The organism is Variovorax terrae (assembly GCF_022809125.1).
GTDB classification, from domain to species: Bacteria; Pseudomonadota; Gammaproteobacteria; order Burkholderiales; family Burkholderiaceae_C; genus Variovorax_A; species Variovorax_A terrae.
Window position 1 is genome coordinate 2,771,901 of sequence record NZ_JALGBI010000001.1, and the last position, 15,473, is coordinate 2,787,373.

A 15,473-nucleotide genomic window follows, 5' to 3' on the forward strand; every position below is an offset into this window, starting at 1 on the left:
GGGCCACGCCTCACTTGTTCTTGTCCTTGTAGTCGGCGATGGCCTTGGCCAGGTCTTCGTATTCTTCGCAGGTCTTGTTGCCGCAGATCTGCTCCAGCGCGGCCAGGTGCTTCTCGGCCTCGGCCGGCTTCTTGTCCATCAGATAGGCCTCGCCGATGTACTCGTGTGCGCCCTTGTGCTTCGGGTTGAGCTTGAGCGCCGTGTTGTATTCCTCGAAGGCCTTGGGCAGGTCGGGCGTGGCCTTCTTGCGGTAGGTGTAGCCCAGCAGGTTGTGCACGTCGGCGTTGCGCGGCTCTTCGCGCGCCGCCTGGCTGAGCTCGAACAGGGCCTTGTTCCAGTCCTTGGCGTCGATGGCCTTGCGGGCCGTGGCCATGCGTTCGCTGGCAGTCGGGCCGGAAGGCGTGTCGGCGGCGAAGGCCGCGCCGGCCAGCAGCGCCAGGCAGGCAATGAGGGTCTTGATCATGATGAACGCTCTCCGGTTATGAAAAACCACTTGAGTGGAAATTAACCAAAAAGTTTCAACCCATTCGCCCCCTCTGTCAATCGGTGCGCAGCCCCTGTCTGGCGAGGTGGCCGCCGGCGCACGGCTTCGTTACAAGGTGTATCCATAGGTTACTATCGCTCGACCCGTGCTTCCGGCCGTTCGCCCGACGCCGGGGAGCCACTGCTCTGTGATGCCATAAAACCGTTTTTTGAACGACTTTGAGCGACACCGAATCATTGTTCAGCCCGAGCGAGTACACCGCCGCCTTGCTGCTTTACGTACGCAAGCACGCGGCGCGTGTGCAATCGTCCAGGGCGCTCGACATGGGAACCGGCAGTGGCGTGATGATGGCGACGCTTCTGGCCCTGGGCGCGCAAAGTGCGTTGGGTGTGGAGCTCGAACCGCTGGCAGTTCAGGCGACACAAAAATTGTTGGATCAAGAGGGCTTGCTTGAAAAGGCCAACCTGGTTCAGGGTGACATGTGGGCGGCATGTGGAGATGCATGCTTTGATCTTGTGGTCACCAACCTGCCGCAGTTTGCGGCTGAGCACATCGAGGGCGATGGTCGCCTGGCGAGCTGGAGCGCGGGCGGCGCCGACGGCCGCCGCTGTGTCGATCCATTTCTGACGGGCCTGAGCCGCCACCTGGCTCCCGGCGGCCTGGCTGTGATGACCCACAACGTGTTTCTCGACATCGGCAAGACGCAGGCGATGGCCGATGCCCTGGGCCTGCAAGCCCGCGTCGCCTATTGTGCTTCGGCGCCTTTGCCCGCGCATAAGCTGGCAAGCCTGAGTCCTCCCGTGCTGGCGCGTTTTACGGGCCAAGGCATTCACAAAATGGGCAACTACTGGTTTGTCGATTTCGACCTTGTTGAAATCAGCTGGAAGCCTGAGAAAGCTTGATGCGAACCTGCCGCGTGGATGAAAGCAGCCTCGCCATGCGGAGGCTGGCGCAAGTCGTGGCCTGTACTTCGGCGCTTGTGCCGGCATTCAGGACGATATCGATGCGCCGGTTGCTGGCCATCGGCCTGGCGCTGCTGTGTTTCAGCGCGGCGGGCCAAGACACCCGGCCGTCGCCGCCGATGCCACCGGCAACACAGGCCAGTCCGCAAAGAAGCACAAATTGCGATGGTGCGGCGGATGTGTGGTCGCGCGTCATCTGCACCAAAACCCTGAGAGTGGGCGTGCGCACCGGCTACCCGCCATTTGCCTTCGAGAACGCAAACCTGCTGCAGGGCTTTGAAATTGACCTGGCGCGCCAGCTTGCGGATTCGCTGGGTGTTGCGCCCGTGTTTGTGGTGGTCACGCCTGCCAACCGCCTTGCCCTGCTGGGTGAAGGGCGCGTTGATTTGGTCATTGCCACCATGGGGCACACCTCGCAAAGAGACAAGGAAGCCCTCTTTGTGCGGCCGCACTACTACCAGTCGCAGACCATTGTGCTGGGGCGCAAGGAGCTTGCGATCGATGGCCTGGCCAAGTTGCGCGGCAACACTGTCTGCGTGACGGTGGGTAACAGCACCAATGCCGAGCTGTCGGTCAATGGCGCGCGCCTGAAGCTTTTCGACAAAGCCTCGAGCCTCGTCGATGAACTTCGCCTGGGCGGCTGCTCTCTGGTCGCGCAGGACGACAGTTTTTTCGCGTCCTATCTGCAGCAGCCCGCGTTTGCCGCAGCCTACGACACCAAGTTTGGCTTTGCACCATTGCCATGGGGGGCGGCCGTGGCGCGTGAAGGTGGTGAACGCCTTGCAGACGTGCTGGGCCTGTCGATGCGGCACCTGCACAATTCGGGTGCGTTGCAGGCGCTGGCCAAAAAATATGGGGTGAACTCGCCATTTCTGGAGCAGCAGCGCCTGTTGTGGGCAAGCAGCCGCTGTGCGCAGATGACCTCATTGACGGACCCGGCCTGCGTGTTGGCGCCGCCTGACAACCAGCTGGAGCCAACATCATTTGCGCCGCTGGTTGGCCGGCTGGAAAAATTCATCCACCAGGCCACCGGCATCAAGGTCACCCTGGCCATGTTCAAGACATGGGTGGCGCTGGACCTTCTTTTCGAAGGCATCTGGTTTTCCATCTTGCTGGTTTTGGGTGCCGTGTTGGCGACCTGGGCTTTTGCGCTGGCCTTTGGCGCGGGCCTGACTTCCCATAAGCCGTGGCTGCGCTGGGCCATGCGCGGCCTGCTGTGGCCAATGCAGTCCACGCCGCTGATTTTGCTCATGATTCTGGCGAGTGTGCTGGTCGGCGCCGCCGGTGCCAGTTCGCCGTTTGTGGCGCTTGCCGCCGCCGTGCTGGTGCTGGGCCTGTTCAACGGCTGCAACGCAGGGCAGGCCGTTGCGGAAGCGATGCTCACACTGCGCGAGGAGCGTGCGCCATCGCAGCCCGCTTTGAGCGCCGCAGTTTACCGGGCCAGGTCACAAGTGGTGGCGTTCGTCGTGAACGCCACCCGGGGCAGCCCCGCCGCATCGGTGATGGGTGTACCCGAACTCCTGTCCGCACTGACTGACGTTGCGTCGTTTTCCAGTGAGCGCATCACCACCTACACCTTTTTGCTCCTCTTTTACATGCTGCTGGTTGCCGTGGTGCATCGCCTGGCCAACCTGTGGCAGGCGCGGCTGGCCCTCAGGGGAGGCGCCCATGCTTGAGTTGCTTCCCCGGTTCTTGCCGGATTTTCTGTCCGGCCTGGTCGTGAACTTCCAGATTGCCATCTGCGCCCTGCTGGGTGGCCTGCTGCTGGGGGCGCCGCTGGCGGCTGCGCGGTTTCGGAACGGCCTTGCCGCCGCACCGGCTGCCTGGCTGGTCTCGGTGATGCGGACCGTGCCCACTTTTGTCGTGATGTTTTTCTTGGTCAACGTCGCGTCCGCCGGCTTTTCCGTCGGCCGCTGGCAGTTTGTCATGACGCCCTGGCTGGCCATGGTGGTGTCACTCGCCCTGTATGCGGCGGCCTATGTGTCCGACAACGCTGTCGAGGCCATGCGGCAGTGGCGAAATGGTTCGCCAGTCGCCGCCATGCTCTTTCTGATGGGCCTGGTACGCGCCCTTTTTGTCATGGTGCTGTCGTCCGGGTTTGGCGCTGCGGTGGGCGTGGTCGAGGCCACCACGATCACGCTGCGTGCCATCGAAACCCTGCCCAAGGTGAGCGACAGGCTGCTCCTGATCGGCTTGGTCATGGTGATGTTCACCGTGTGCTTCCAGTTGATCTACCACCTCATCAACCATCTGCGTGTCAAGCTCGTCCAGCGCTTTCACCGTCCCCTCCAGGCGGCTCGCCCGTCGGATCCCCGGTCGCCTTGAGGCCTTGCGCTTGCCATCAGGGCCTCAGATGGTCCCAGCCTTCGGCCCGGCCCGTGCCCCGGTCAGAGGTTTTTCCTGCGCACCCAGAGAGCCCGCTACACCGGCGTCAGCTTCGCCACGCTCAGCGCCAGCCATTTCACGCCGTGGCGCGGGAAGTTGATCTGCGCGCGCGCATCGTCGCCCGAGCCTTCGAGCGTGAGCACCGTGCCCTCGCCGAACTTGTTGTGGAACACCTGCATGCCCGAGCGCAGGCCATGCGCGGGCGCGGTCTTCTGCGCCGGCACCGGCGGGCTCGCAAAACGCGTCAAATCCTGGTTAAATCCGCCGGAGGTCCTTGTGTAGCGGTCATTCTTAGCTACAGAATTAGGAGCAAACCCGAAGCCCGATCCAAAGCCCTGGTGCTTCGGCGTGATCCACTTGAGCGCGGCCTCGGGCAGTTCCTCGAAGAACCGGCTCTTGAGGTTGTAGCGCGTCTGGCCGTGCAGCAGGCGCGTCTGCGAGTGGCTCAGGTACAGGCGCTTGCGCGCGCGGGTGATGGCCACGTACATCAGGCGGCGCTCTTCCTCCAGCCCCTCGTAGTCGCTCATCGAGTTCTCGTGCGGGAACAGGCCCTCTTCCATGCCGGTGATGAACACGCAGTCGAATTCCAGGCCCTTGGCCGAGTGCACCGTCATGAGCTGCACCGCGTCCTGGCCGGCCTGGGCCTGGTTGTCGCCCGACTCCAGCGCCGCATGCGTGAGAAAGGCCGCCAGCGGGCTCAGGGTCTCGCCGGTGTCGGCATCGGGCGCCAGCGGCTCGCCGGCCGGTGGCAGGTTCGGGTCCAGCCCCTGGCTGGCGGGCGACTGCGTGAGCGGGCGGCCCAGCTCGTCCACCGGCAGCGCCACCGCGTCGCGGCCGAAGCCCTCCTGGGTGACGAAGCTCTCGGCCGCGTTGACCAGCTCCTCCAGGTTCTCGATGCGGTCGGCGCCTTCGCGGTCGGCCTTGTAGTGCTCGATCAGGCCGCTGTGGTCGAGCACCAGCTCGATGATCTCGCGCAGGGTCTGGCCCTGGGTCTGCTCGCGCAGCACGTCGATCTTCGCCACGAAGGCGCCCAGGTTGGCGCCGGCCTTGCCGCTCATCGTGCTCACGGCGTCGTGCAGCGAGGCGCCCATCGCGCGCGCGGCATCCTGCAGCTGCTCGATGCTGCGCGCGCCGATGCCGCGCGGCGGGAAATTGACCACGCGCAGGAAGCTGGTGTCGTCGCGCGGGTTCTCCAGCAGGCGCAGGTAGGCCAGCGCGTGCTTGATTTCGGCGCGCTCGAAGAAGCGCAGGCCGCCGTACACGCGGTACGGCACGCCGGCGTTGAACAGCGCGGTTTCGATCACGCGGCTCTGCGCATTGCTGCGGTAGAGCACGGCGATCTCCTTGCGCGCAAAGCCCGGCTCGGTGCCGTGGTCGCGCACCAGCTGGCGCATCTCGTCCACCATCCACTGCGCCTCGGCGAAGTCGCTGGTGGCCTCGTACACCCGCACCGGCTCGCCCGGGCCCTGATCGGTGCGCAGGTTCTTGCCCAGGCGCTTGCTGTTGTGGCTGATGAGTTCGTTGGCCGAGTCGAGGATGTTGCTGTAGCTGCGGTAGTTCTGCTCGAGCTTGATCTGGTGCTGCACGTTGAATTCGCGCACGAAGTCGGCCATGTTGCCCACGCGCGCGCCGCGAAAGGCGTAGATGCTCTGGTCGTCGTCGCCCACGGCCAGCACGCTGCTGCCGGGGCCGGCGAGTTGCTTGATCCAGGCGTACTGCAGCTTGTTGGTGTCCTGGAACTCGTCGATCAGGATGTGGCGAAAGCGCCGCTGGTAGTGCTCGCGGATCGGGTCGTTGTCGCGCAGCAGCTCGAAGCTGCGCAGCATCAGCTCGCCGAAATCGACCACGCCCTCGCGCTGGCACTGCTCCTCGTAAAGCTGGTAGATCTCGATCTTCTTGCGGGTTTCCTCGTCGCGCGCCTCCACCATGTTGGGGCGCAGGCCGTCTTCCTTGCAGCCGGCGATGAACCACTGCGTCTGCTTGGCCGGGAAGCGCTCGTCGTCTACGTTGAACTGCTTCATCAAGCGCTTGATGGCCGAGAGCTGGTCCTGCGTGTCCAGGATCTGGAAGCTCTGCGGCAGGTTGGCCAGCTTGTAATGCGCGCGCAGGAAGCGGTTGCACAGGCCGTGGAAGGTGCCGATCCACATGCCGCGCACGTTGACGGGCAGCATGGCCGTGAGGCGCGTCATCATCTCCTTGGCCGCCTTGTTGGTGAACGTGACGGCCATCACGCCGCCGGGCGAGACCTGCCCGTTCTGCAGCAGCCAGGCAATGCGCGTGGTCAGCACGCGGGTTTTGCCCGAGCCCGCGCCGGCCAGGATCAGCGCATGCTCATTGGGCAGGGTGACGGCGGCGCGCTGCTCGGGGTTGAGATTCTGTAAGAGGGGGGGCTCGGCTGCGACTTCTGGGAACATATGCCCCATTGTAGAAAGCCCACCGATGAAGCCTTCCCTTTTTCTGCTTGGCCTGGCCGTCTGCCTGCCGCCCCCCGCCCTGGCGCAATCGTTCTGCGCCAGCGACGGCCAGCGCGCGCCCGTTGCGCTGGTGGAGCGCTTCATCAGCGCCGACTGCGAGGCCTGCTGGTCCGACGCACGCAGCGCCCGCCCCGGGCCGCGCGAGCTGGCGATCGACTGGATCGTGCCGAGCGCGCGGGGCGACGACGCGCCGCTGTCGGCCGCCGCCACGCGCGACAGCCTGGCCCGGCTTGAAGCGCTGGGCCAGGGGGCGCCGCAGGACACCGCCCGCCTCGCCACGCATGCGGTGGGCGCCGCGAACGGGCGCCGGCTGCGCGTGGCGCACGGCCTGCCGTTCAACGACTACATCGGCACCTCGATCGAGATGAAGCCGGGCACCGGCGGCCCCTGGCGCGCCTGGCTGCTGCTGGTGGAAACCATCCCCGCCGGCACCGAAGGCACGCCCGTGCCGAGAAATCTGGTCAGAAACATGCTGATGTCCGCGTGGGATGGTCGTGGAGCGCTATCGAAATCAGAGCAGGCGAAGTTCGTCGAATGGCGCCCCATGAGCATCCCTGAGGGCGCCAACCCCGGGCGGCTGCGCGTGGTCGGCTGGGTGGAGGATGCGCGCGGCCGCGTCGTGGCGGCGGCGCAGTCGCATTGCCCGGGCGGCCACTGAGCCCATTGGAAACGGGTAGAATCAATCACCGGGCCCAAGTATTTGCAGCCCGGTTTTTTTGTTTCTGCCCTGCCTGAAACAGCACCGGGCCTGAAGTCCAAGCGCTCAATCGTTTTTCAACGAATCCTCTGGAGCTTGGTAAATGGAAATCTTCGATTACGACAACGTTCTGCTGCTGCCGCGCAAGTGCCGCGTGGAAAGCCGCTCTGAATGCGACGCCGGCGTGGAGCTGGGCGGGCGCAAGTTCCGCATCCCCGTGGTGCCGGCCAACATGAAGACCGTGGTGGACGTGCCGATCTGCACCTGGATGGCGCAGAACGGCTACTTCTACGTGATGCACCGCTTCGACCTGGACAACGTGCAGTTCGTCAAGGACATGCATGCCCAGGGCGCCTACGCCTCGATTTCACTAGGCGTGAAGAAGCCCGACTACGACACCGTGGACCGCCTCGCCGCGGCCGGCCTGGTGCCCGAGTACATCACCATCGACATCGCGCACGGCCATGCCGACAGCGTGAAGAACATGATCGCCTACCTCAAGGACAAGCTGCCCGCGGCCTTCGTGATCGCCGGCAACGTGGGCACGCCCGAGGCCATCATCGACCTGGAGAACTGGGGCGCCGACGCCACCAAGGTCGGCATCGGCCCGGGCAAGGTCTGCATCACCAAGATGAAGACCGGCTTCGGCACCGGCGGCTGGCAGCTCTCGGCGCTCAAGTGGTGCGCGCGCGTGGCCACCAAGCCCATCATCGCCGACGGCGGCATCCGCGAGCACGGCGACATCGCCAAGAGCGTGCGCTTCGGCGCCACCATGGTGATGATCGGCTCCATGCTGGCCGGCCACGAGGAATCGCCCGGCGCCACGGTAAAGGTCGACGGCAAGCTGTTCAAGGAATACTACGGCTCGGCCTCCGACTTCAACAAGGGCGAGTACAAGCACGTCGAGGGCAAGCGCATCCTGGAACCCGTGAAGGGCAAGCTGGCCGACACGCTGCGCGAGATGGAAGAAGACGTGCAGTCCTCGATCTCCTATGCCGGCGGCAAGAAGCTCATGGACATCCGCAAGGTCAACTACGTGATCCTGGGCGGCGACAACGCGGGCGAACACCTGCTGATGTGAACCGGCGCGGCCCGCAGCCTCCGCGGGCCGTCACCGGCAGGTGTGGGTACACTCCGCGCCGCCGGACGGCAGCGGCTGCTCAAGCCGGCCCGCTGCCGGCAGCCTGCTTGCGGCGCTCGCGCAGCAAGGCTTCCAACAGGGCCCGCACCACCTGCCGGTCGGCCGGCGTGAGCAGCCAGTAGTCCTGCACCAGCGAACTTTCTTCCTGAGCCTGGCGGCTGCCGGTCTGCACCGCGCTCGGCCGGCGCGCCCCGGGCTCGGCGGCCACCAGCGCCGCGCCGTCGGCCGCCACGCCCCACCGCAACCAGTCTTCCGAAACATCGAGCCAGCGTGCCAGGATCGCAAGTTTGTCCAGGGTCGGCATCGACAGGCCCAGCAGCCACTTGCGCGTGGCATGGACCGACACCGGGTTGCCACGCCAGCGCAGGTTGAATTCGCGCTCCAGGACGGTCGGGCTGGGTTTTCTCCCCTTGTTCTCCAGTGCCATGCGCAGGCGCTCGGCAAAGCTCTCAGCCTGTGAAGCCATTTCATGGGTGGACATGAAACGACTTTATCGGAATACCGTTTCATTATATCTACTTCAGTCTTATATTAAATCTACAATAGTCAAAAATGATCTTAGACTTTTTTGTGACTGAGCAAGCTGCCTTGCCAAGAAGAACGGGTGATCCGCAAGGCCATGCCAGGAAGACCGGCAGCACGGATTCGCACCCGGCCTGCGCGGCGCTTTTGGCTGAGCCCGTCCGGCACGGGCCCGCGATCCGCTGATCAGCGCAGCAGTTGCAGGGCCTGCCGGTGCAGGCGGCTGCCTGGCTCGGCCAGCGTCTGCGGCATGCTGAAGTGGTGCAGGCCCGGCAGCACCTCGCAGACCGGCACCGCCTCGCGGCCCCAGACCTCGCGGATCAACTGGTTCTGGCGCAAATATTCGGCGCTCTCGTCGCCGCCCACCATGGCCTGCAGCGTGCCGCGCGCGGGCCGGGGCAGCCGCGCGGGGCTGGCCATCTGCACCTGCTGCGGCGTGAGCCGCAGCACGCTTTGCAGGTGCGGCGTGTGCATCAGGGGTTCGAGGTCGTACAGGCCCGAGATGGACAACGCGTTCTTCACCAGGTCGGCCGGCAGGTCGCCGGCGTGGGCCGGCCAGACGCAGTTCAGCAGCATCGCCGCCAGTTGGCCGCCCGCGGAATGCCCCACCACCGTGATGCGGCCGGGGTCGCCGCCATGCCGTGCGACATGGCGCCAGGTCCAGGCCAGCGCCCGCACCATCTGCAGCGTGATCTGCGGAATCGTCACGGCCGGGCACAGCGCATAGTTGGGAATCACCACGCACACGCCCTCGCGTGTGAAGGCCGGCGCGATGAAGGAATGGTCGCGCTTGTCGAGCGCGCGCCAGTAGCCGCCGTGGATGAAGACCAGCACGGGCGCCCCGGCCGCGCCGCCCTCGGCAGGAAAGACGTCGAGATGCTCATTGGGCCCGCCGCCGTAGCGGATGTCCAGTTCGCGCGGCTGGCTGCGCAACACCTCGGCCGAGTCCGCGGCCCAGCGCCGCAGGGATTCGACGTGCTCGGGCACGCGGGCGCGGTTGTTGTACATGCAGTCGAGCCAGTCGCCGTCGTAGGCTGCCATCAGTGTCTCCTTGGATGCGCGCCATCTTGGCACAACGCGCGCCGCAGCCGCCCGGCCCATCCTGCCGGCGGGCCGGCTTGACAGCGTTCGCCGAACACCGTACTCTGTATACGGAATCCAGAAAAAACCATGACCGCCCATCTCGTCAAGCTCGAAACCGCCCCCGACCTGGTGGACCAGGTCTACCGCTCCCTGCTCGACGCCATCTGCGAGGGTTCGCTCGCGCCGGGCCAGCGCATCACGCAGGAAGACATCGCCGAGCAGCTCGCCGTGTCGCGCCAGCCGGTGCTGCAGGCGCTGCGCCTGCTCAAGAAGGACGGCTTCGTGCTCGACGCCCCGGGCCGCGGCCTGCTGGTGGCGCCGCTGGACGCCGCCTGGACGGCCAGCGTCTACCAGGTGCGCGGCGCGCTCGACGCGCTGGCCGTGCGCCTGGCCGCCGGCTACCGCTACCGGGTGGACCCGAAGCTGATCGAGCAGGGCCGCAAGGCCGCGCGCGGGCGCAACGTCAAGGCCATGATCGACGCCGACATGGCCTTCCACAACGCGCTCTATGCCGCCTCGCGCAACCCGCTGCTCGAGCAGAGCGCGCAGCAGCACTGGCGCCACCTGCGCCGCGTGATGGGCGCGGTGCTGCAGTCCTCGCGGCAGCGCGAAAGCGTCTGGGACGAGCACGAGGCCATTGCCCGGGCGATCGCCGCGGGCGATGCCCAACGGGCCGTGCAATTGATCGACCACCACAGCCAGCAGGCCAGCGACGATCTGGCGCAGCGGCTGTCCCGCGTTCTCAACACCACCACAGGAGACACACCATGAGACTGAGCCAACAGCAACTCGAGCAGTTCGACCGCGACGGCTACCTGTTCTTCCCCGGCCTGTTCACGCCCGAGGAAACCAGGAACCTGAACGACGCCGTGCCCGAGCTGTACAACCGCCGCGAGGCCTACAACGTGCGCGAGAAAGGCAGCGACGCCGTGCGCACCAACTTCGCCGCCCACATGTACAGCGAGCCGTTCGCGCGGCTGGCGCGGCACCCGCGCATGATCGAGCCGGTGGAAGACCTGTTCGGCGAGAAGCTCTACATGCACCAGTTCAAGATCAACGGCAAGATGGCCTTCGAGGGCGACGTCTGGCAGTGGCACCAGGACTACGGCACCTGGCTCAACGACGACCTGATGCCCACCGAGCGCGCGATGAACGTGGCCATCTTCCTGGACGAAGTGAACGACTACAACGGCCCGCTGATGTTCATCCCCGGCAGCCACAAGAAAGGCGTGGTCGAGGCCAGGCACGACCTCACCACCACCAGCTACCCGCTGTGGACGGTGGACAACGAACTCATCGGCAAGCTGGTGGAGCGCGCCGGCGGCAAGCAGGGCGGCATCGTCGCGCCCAAGGGCCCGGCCGGCTCGATGATCCTGTTCCACAGCTGCCTGGTGCATGCCTCCAGCAGCAACATCTCGCCCTGGAACCGCGTGAGCGTCTACCTGAGCCTGTGCGCCGTGAGCAACCACATCCGCCGCCACAAGCGGCCCGAGTACATCGCGCATCGCGACTTCACACCCATCGAGTGCCTGCCCGACGACTGCCTGCTGAAGGACTACCCGGTGGACCTGCCGTGGAAAAACGGCCTGCCCGCCAGCGCGCTGCAGACCTCGCTCGACGAACTCAAGCTGGCCGCCTGACACCATGAACCTCTACAGCAAACTGCAGCAGCGCGCGGCCGACGGCAAGCCGGTGCGCATCGGCCTGATCGGCGCCGGCAAGTTCGGCTCCATGTACCTCGCGCAGGTGCCGCGCACGCCGGGCGTGCACCTGGTGGGCATTGCCGACCTGTCGCCCGACGGCGCCCGAGCCAACCTCGCCCGTGTGGGATGGAATCCGGCGAAGGTCCAGGCCACGTCGATCGAGAATGCTATCAAAACAGGAGCAACCCACATCAGCGACGACTGGCAGGCGCTGGTGCGCCATCCGGCCATCGACATCATCGTGGAGTGCACCGGCCACCCCATCGCCGCGGTGGACCACTGCCTGGAGGCCTTCGCCCATGGCAAGCACGTGGTCAACGTCACGGTGGAGGCCGACGCCTTCTGCGGCCCGCTGCTGGCGCGCCGCGCGCAGCAGGCCGGCGTGGTCTATTCGCTGGCCTTCGGCGACCAGCCCGCGCTGATCTGCGACCTGGTGGACTGGGCCCGCACCTGCGGCTTTCCCGTGGTGGCGGCCGGGCGCGGCCACAAGTGGCTGCCGCACTTCTGCGAGTCCACGCCCGAGACGGTGTGGGGCCACTACGGCCTCACGCCCGAGCAGGCGGCGCGCGGCGGCCTCAACCCCAAGATGTTCAACAGCTTCCTCGACGGCTCCAAGCCCTCGATCGAAAGCACGGCCGTGAGCAACGCCACCGGCCTCGGCGTGCCGAGCAACGGCCTGCTCTACCCGCCCGCCAGCGTGGAGGACATCCCCTACGTCACGCGCCCGATCAGCGAAGGCGGCGTGCTGGAGCGCAAGGGCATGGTCGAGGTGATCTCCAGCCTGGAGGCCGACGGCCGCAAGATCCCCTACGACATCCGCATGGGCGTGTGGGTTACGGTGGAGGCCGAGACCGAGTACATCAAGAACTGCTTCGAGGAGTACAACGCCCACACCGATCCGAGCGGGCGCTACTTCACGCTGTACAAGCGCTGGCACCTGATCGGGCTGGAAGTGGGCGTGAGCGTGGCCAGCGTGGCGCTGCGCGGCGAGCCCACGGGCGTGGCCACCGGCTGGAACGCCGACGTGGTGGCCACTGCCAAGCGCGACCTGGCCCCCGGCGAGGTGCTGGACGGTGAAGGCGGCTACACGGTCTGGGGCAAGCTGCTGCCGGCCGAGACCTCACAGGCCGCCGGCGGCCTGCCACTGGGCCTGGCTCACGACGTCAAGCTGGTACGGCCCGTGAAGAAGGGCCAGAGCCTGAGTTGGGCCGACGTGGCGATGGACACCTCCACGCAGGCGTACCGGGTGCGCCGCGAGATGGAAGCCATGTTCGCCGCGCCGGCGCTGAAGGCGGCCTGACAGGAAACCTTCAGCTCCAGATCGCCGCGCGGACCCATGATGGGTCCGCTGGCACGGCGGCCCGGGCCATCGTCCGGGCCGTTTTCTTTCCACAAGGGGAATAGCGATGAAGATAGCCGTCCTGGGAATCGGCTTCATGGGTTTTCCCATGGCCAGGCGCCTGTGCGAAGCAGGCCACGAGGTGCATGTGTGGAACCGCTCGCGCGAGAAGGCCGAGCGGGTCGCGGCCTGTGGTGCCACGGTGCACGGCCGGGCCGCCGACGCCGTGCGCGAGGCGGAGGTGGCGATCAGCATGCTGGAGAACGGCGCGGTGGTGCACGACGTGCTGTTCGAGCACGGCGTGGCCGCCGCGATGCGCGCGGGCGCGCTGCTGATCGACATGGCCTCGATCAAGCCGCGCGAGGCGCGCGACCACGCGGCACGGCTCGGCGCGCTGGGCATCGCCCACCTCGACGCCCCGGTGTCGGGCGGCACGGTGGGTGCCGAACAGGGCACGCTGGCCATCATGGCCGGCGGCAAGGCGGCCGACTTCGAGCGCGCGCAGCCGGTGTTCCAGGCACTGGGCCGCGCCACGCATGTGGGCCCGCACGGTGCCGGGCAGCTCGCCAAGCTGGCCAACCAGATGATCGTGGGCATCACCATCGGCGCGGTGGCCGAGGCCCTGCTGTTCGCGGCCCGGGGCGGCGCGGACATGGCCAAGGTGCGCGAGGCCATCTCCGGCGGCTTTGCCGACAGCCGCATCCTGCAGGTGCATGGCCAGCGCATGGTGGAGCGCGACTTCGCGCCACGCGCGCGCATGTCGGTACAGCTCAAGGACCTGCGCAATGCGCTGTCCACCATGGAGGAAAGCGGCTTCGACGCGCCGATCACCGCGCTGTTCGAGCAGCTCTATGCCGACGGCATCGAGCACGGGCTGACCGATCTCGACCACGCGGGCCTGTTCGTGGAACTGGCCAGCCGCAACGGCATGCAGTAGCCGCGGCGCGGGGACCTCCGCGCCCCCGGGCCGGAACTGACATTCCCCGCGCGGCTTGCTATACTTGAGTTCTCTTGGGGGGGTAGCTCAGCTGGGAGAGCGTCGCGTTCGCAATGCGAAGGTCGGGAGTTCGATCCTCCTCCTCTCCACCAAGACCCAAAGGCCAGACACCCCGGTGTCTGGCCTTTTATTTTTCCGGCCGCTGGTATTTTCGGCCCGCTTCGAAAAAATCTGCCTCGCAGACCCATCGGCCAGAATGATTACGCTATAATCTGAGGCTTGTCTGAAATTGAACTGAAGCCTTCACGGCAACAGGCATTCAATTCGGGTTCTTAGCTCAGTTGGTAGAGCAGCGGACTCTTAATCCGTAGGTCGAGTGTTCGAGTCACTCAGGACCCACCACTTGTAAGCTCGCAGGAGCATTGGAAAGCCCGCTATCGAATTGGTAGCGGGCTTTACTTTTTGCCGAGCTGTGTTTTTGCCGCGAAGTGGATGGCGTAGGAGCTACTTCACGCTCGACCAGTTCGGCCCCTTGCTGGTGACTGCTTGCCGACCCTGCAGCCACTCACGCACCAGCACGCGCGACACGATAACGCGCCGGCCGTCGGCCCGGTGCGGCACGCCCTTCACCTGCAACCAGGCGATCTGGGCCGTCGACCGCGCAAACCCAGTGAGATCCCGAAGCTCCGTGGCGGCTAAAAACTCACTTTGCGGAGGCGATGCTGCTGCGATCATCGCACGGCCTTCAGCCTCGTGGCCTTGGTCCGGTAGTGTGCCTCAGTCAACCTGGTGCTGCTGTGCTGCAACAGCGTCGACGCGGCGCCCATGTCCTCGGCCAGATCCGCCGCGCGCTTGCGCATGTCCCGAAGAAACATCGCCGCGATCTGGTCGGCCAGCTCGGGGTGGGCCTTGGCCGCAGCGGTCCGGGCGGCGTTCCAGCGGTCGCTGAGCATTCGGGAAGACACCTGCCGGCCGGTGTGCGTCGCCAGCAGCATCACGCTGTACGCCTTCATGGCCAGGCGCCGCTCCACCAGCGCGCAGAGCACGGGCGAACGGGCGACGTCGAACTCTGCCCATTTCCCCGTCTTCCTCGCCTTGAAACGCAGCAGGCCAGCCACCGGTAACCTGATGGTGCGAACGTCCGTCAGGCGCATCCCGGTGGCCGTCGCGATGTCCATGCAGTCACGGAGTACTTGATCGGCCTGGGCATAGAGCACTTCGAACAGTTCGTCGGTGACGTGCGACTCTCGCGCTGCCTCCTCGTTTTTCCAGTTCTTGACGCCGGCCGCCGGCCACGGAAGCGCGGTCATACCCCACAGCCGCGCCCTGCCCCAAACGATCGACAGCACCGACATCTCGCGGTTGCCTTGGGTCATGGCGCTGCGCTTGTCGAGGTAGGCCCTCATCATCGGCAAAGTAATCTCGTGCCAAGCCATCGAGCCGCACCAGGCCTCGATCTTGGCCAGCTGCTTTGTGTATGCCTTGCGCGTCTCTGCATTCTCGTATTCGGGCAGCTCGCGCTCGCGCCACCGGTCAATGGCCTCTTGCACCGTGCCGACGGTAAGGGGCTGTTTGTTGTGCAGCTTGTCCCACTTCGCCAGCGCTGCGGCCCGGTCACGGCCGAGCGAAACGTCGGGTTTGCCCGTGCCGCGCATGTCGTAAAAATAGTAGATGTAGTCCTGTCCCTTAGCCCCTCGAGAGCGCTTCGTGCGGAAACGGATGTGCCTCTCGCACGGGGGCGTCCCC

Annotated in this window: 15 protein-coding genes and 2 tRNA genes; 11 read left to right on the top strand and 6 right to left on the bottom strand. The window is 66.0% G+C overall.

Translation table 11 applies throughout. From position 1 onward, the window contains the following. Positions 1-10: 10 nt before the first annotated feature. Positions 11-463: a tetratricopeptide repeat protein gene (locus MMF98_RS13060; protein WP_243306706.1), complete on the bottom strand. Its 453-nt coding sequence runs from the start codon at positions 461-463 to the stop codon at positions 11-13. Positions 464-702: 239 nt separating this feature from the next. Between MMF98_RS13060 and MMF98_RS13065 the strand changes: the two genes are divergently transcribed. From MMF98_RS13065 to MMF98_RS13075, 3 genes are read left to right on the top strand one after another with little or no spacing between them, the layout of a single operon-like run. After that, complete coding sequence (locus tag MMF98_RS13065; RefSeq protein WP_243306707.1) at positions 703-1,386, top strand: 50S ribosomal protein L11 methyltransferase; 684 nt, start codon at positions 703-705, stop codon at positions 1,384-1,386. Beyond that, positions 1,386-3,122, top strand: a complete 1,737-nt coding sequence (locus MMF98_RS13070) for a transporter substrate-binding domain-containing protein (protein ID WP_243306708.1) — start codon at positions 1,386-1,388, stop codon at positions 3,120-3,122. The genes MMF98_RS13065 and MMF98_RS13070 overlap by 1 nt, the downstream gene beginning before the upstream one ends. Continuing rightward, the gene (locus MMF98_RS13075; RefSeq protein ID WP_243306709.1) at positions 3,115-3,771 is read left to right on the top strand and encodes an ABC transporter permease; all 657 of its coding nucleotides are present in this window, start codon (positions 3,115-3,117) and stop codon (positions 3,769-3,771) included. The genes MMF98_RS13070 and MMF98_RS13075 overlap by 8 nt, the downstream gene beginning before the upstream one ends. A gap of 95 nt (positions 3,772-3,866) precedes the next feature. Here MMF98_RS13075 and MMF98_RS13080 read toward each other — a convergent pair whose 3' ends face one another. After that, a complete protein-coding gene (locus MMF98_RS13080; protein ID WP_243306710.1) occupies positions 3,867-6,245 on the bottom strand; it encodes a UvrD-helicase domain-containing protein in 2,379 nt (792 codons plus the stop codon). 25 nt (positions 6,246-6,270) lie between these two features. Here MMF98_RS13080 and MMF98_RS13085 point away from each other — a divergent pair, with 25 nt between their 5' ends. After that, positions 6,271-6,963, top strand: a complete 693-nt coding sequence (locus MMF98_RS13085) for a hypothetical protein (RefSeq protein WP_243306711.1) — start codon at positions 6,271-6,273, stop codon at positions 6,961-6,963. Positions 6,964-7,105: 142 nt separating this feature from the next. Then, positions 7,106-8,083, top strand: a complete 978-nt coding sequence (locus MMF98_RS13090; protein ID WP_243306712.1) for a GMP reductase — start codon at positions 7,106-7,108, stop codon at positions 8,081-8,083. Positions 8,084-8,162: 79 nt separating this feature from the next. Here MMF98_RS13090 and MMF98_RS13095 read toward each other — a convergent pair whose 3' ends face one another. Both MMF98_RS13095 and MMF98_RS13100 read right to left on the bottom strand, forming a co-directional pair. Continuing rightward, the gene (locus tag MMF98_RS13095; RefSeq protein ID WP_243306713.1) at positions 8,163-8,624 is read right to left on the bottom strand and encodes a hypothetical protein; all 462 of its coding nucleotides are present in this window, start codon (positions 8,622-8,624) and stop codon (positions 8,163-8,165) included. Positions 8,625-8,851: 227 nt separating this feature from the next. After that, positions 8,852-9,706, bottom strand: a complete 855-nt coding sequence (locus MMF98_RS13100; protein WP_243306714.1) for an alpha/beta hydrolase — start codon at positions 9,704-9,706, stop codon at positions 8,852-8,854. A 129-nt stretch (positions 9,707-9,835) separates the two neighbouring features. Between MMF98_RS13100 and MMF98_RS13105 the strand changes: the two genes are divergently transcribed. The 6 genes from MMF98_RS13105 to MMF98_RS13130 all read left to right on the top strand — a co-directional run bounded on the left by MMF98_RS13105 (position 9,836) and on the right by MMF98_RS13130 (position 14,129). Beyond that, entirely contained in the window at positions 9,836-10,519 is a 684-nt protein-coding gene (locus MMF98_RS13105; protein ID WP_243306715.1) for a GntR family transcriptional regulator, read from the top strand. Next, positions 10,516-11,388: a phytanoyl-CoA dioxygenase family protein gene (locus MMF98_RS13110; protein ID WP_243306716.1), complete on the top strand. Its 873-nt coding sequence runs from the start codon at positions 10,516-10,518 to the stop codon at positions 11,386-11,388. The genes MMF98_RS13105 and MMF98_RS13110 overlap by 4 nt, the downstream gene beginning before the upstream one ends. 4 nt (positions 11,389-11,392) lie before the next feature. Continuing rightward, positions 11,393-12,751, top strand: a complete 1,359-nt coding sequence (locus MMF98_RS13115) for an NAD(P)H-dependent oxidoreductase (protein ID WP_243306717.1) — start codon at positions 11,393-11,395, stop codon at positions 12,749-12,751. 106 nt (positions 12,752-12,857) lie between these two features. Continuing rightward, positions 12,858-13,727 (top strand): NAD(P)-dependent oxidoreductase, encoded by an 870-nt coding sequence (locus tag MMF98_RS13120; protein ID WP_243306718.1) that lies wholly within the window; start codon positions 12,858-12,860, stop codon positions 13,725-13,727. A 76-nt stretch (positions 13,728-13,803) separates the two neighbouring features. Further along, positions 13,804-13,879, top strand: a tRNA-Ala gene (locus MMF98_RS13125). Between the two features lie 174 nt (positions 13,880-14,053). Next, a tRNA-Lys gene (locus MMF98_RS13130) sits at positions 14,054-14,129 on the top strand. 102 nt (positions 14,130-14,231) lie between these two features. Here MMF98_RS13130 and MMF98_RS13135 read toward each other — a convergent pair. Next, positions 14,232-14,462: a DUF4224 domain-containing protein gene (locus MMF98_RS13135; protein ID WP_243306719.1), complete on the bottom strand. Its 231-nt coding sequence runs from the start codon at positions 14,460-14,462 to the stop codon at positions 14,232-14,234. After that, positions 14,459-15,382 carry a site-specific integrase gene (locus MMF98_RS13140; protein WP_243306720.1) on the bottom strand — a complete coding sequence of 308 codons (924 nt, stop codon included), beginning with the start codon at positions 15,380-15,382 and terminating at the stop codon, positions 14,459-14,461. Before MMF98_RS13140 ends, MMF98_RS13135 begins: the two co-directional genes overlap by 4 nt. Positions 15,383-15,473: the final 91 nt, after the last annotated feature.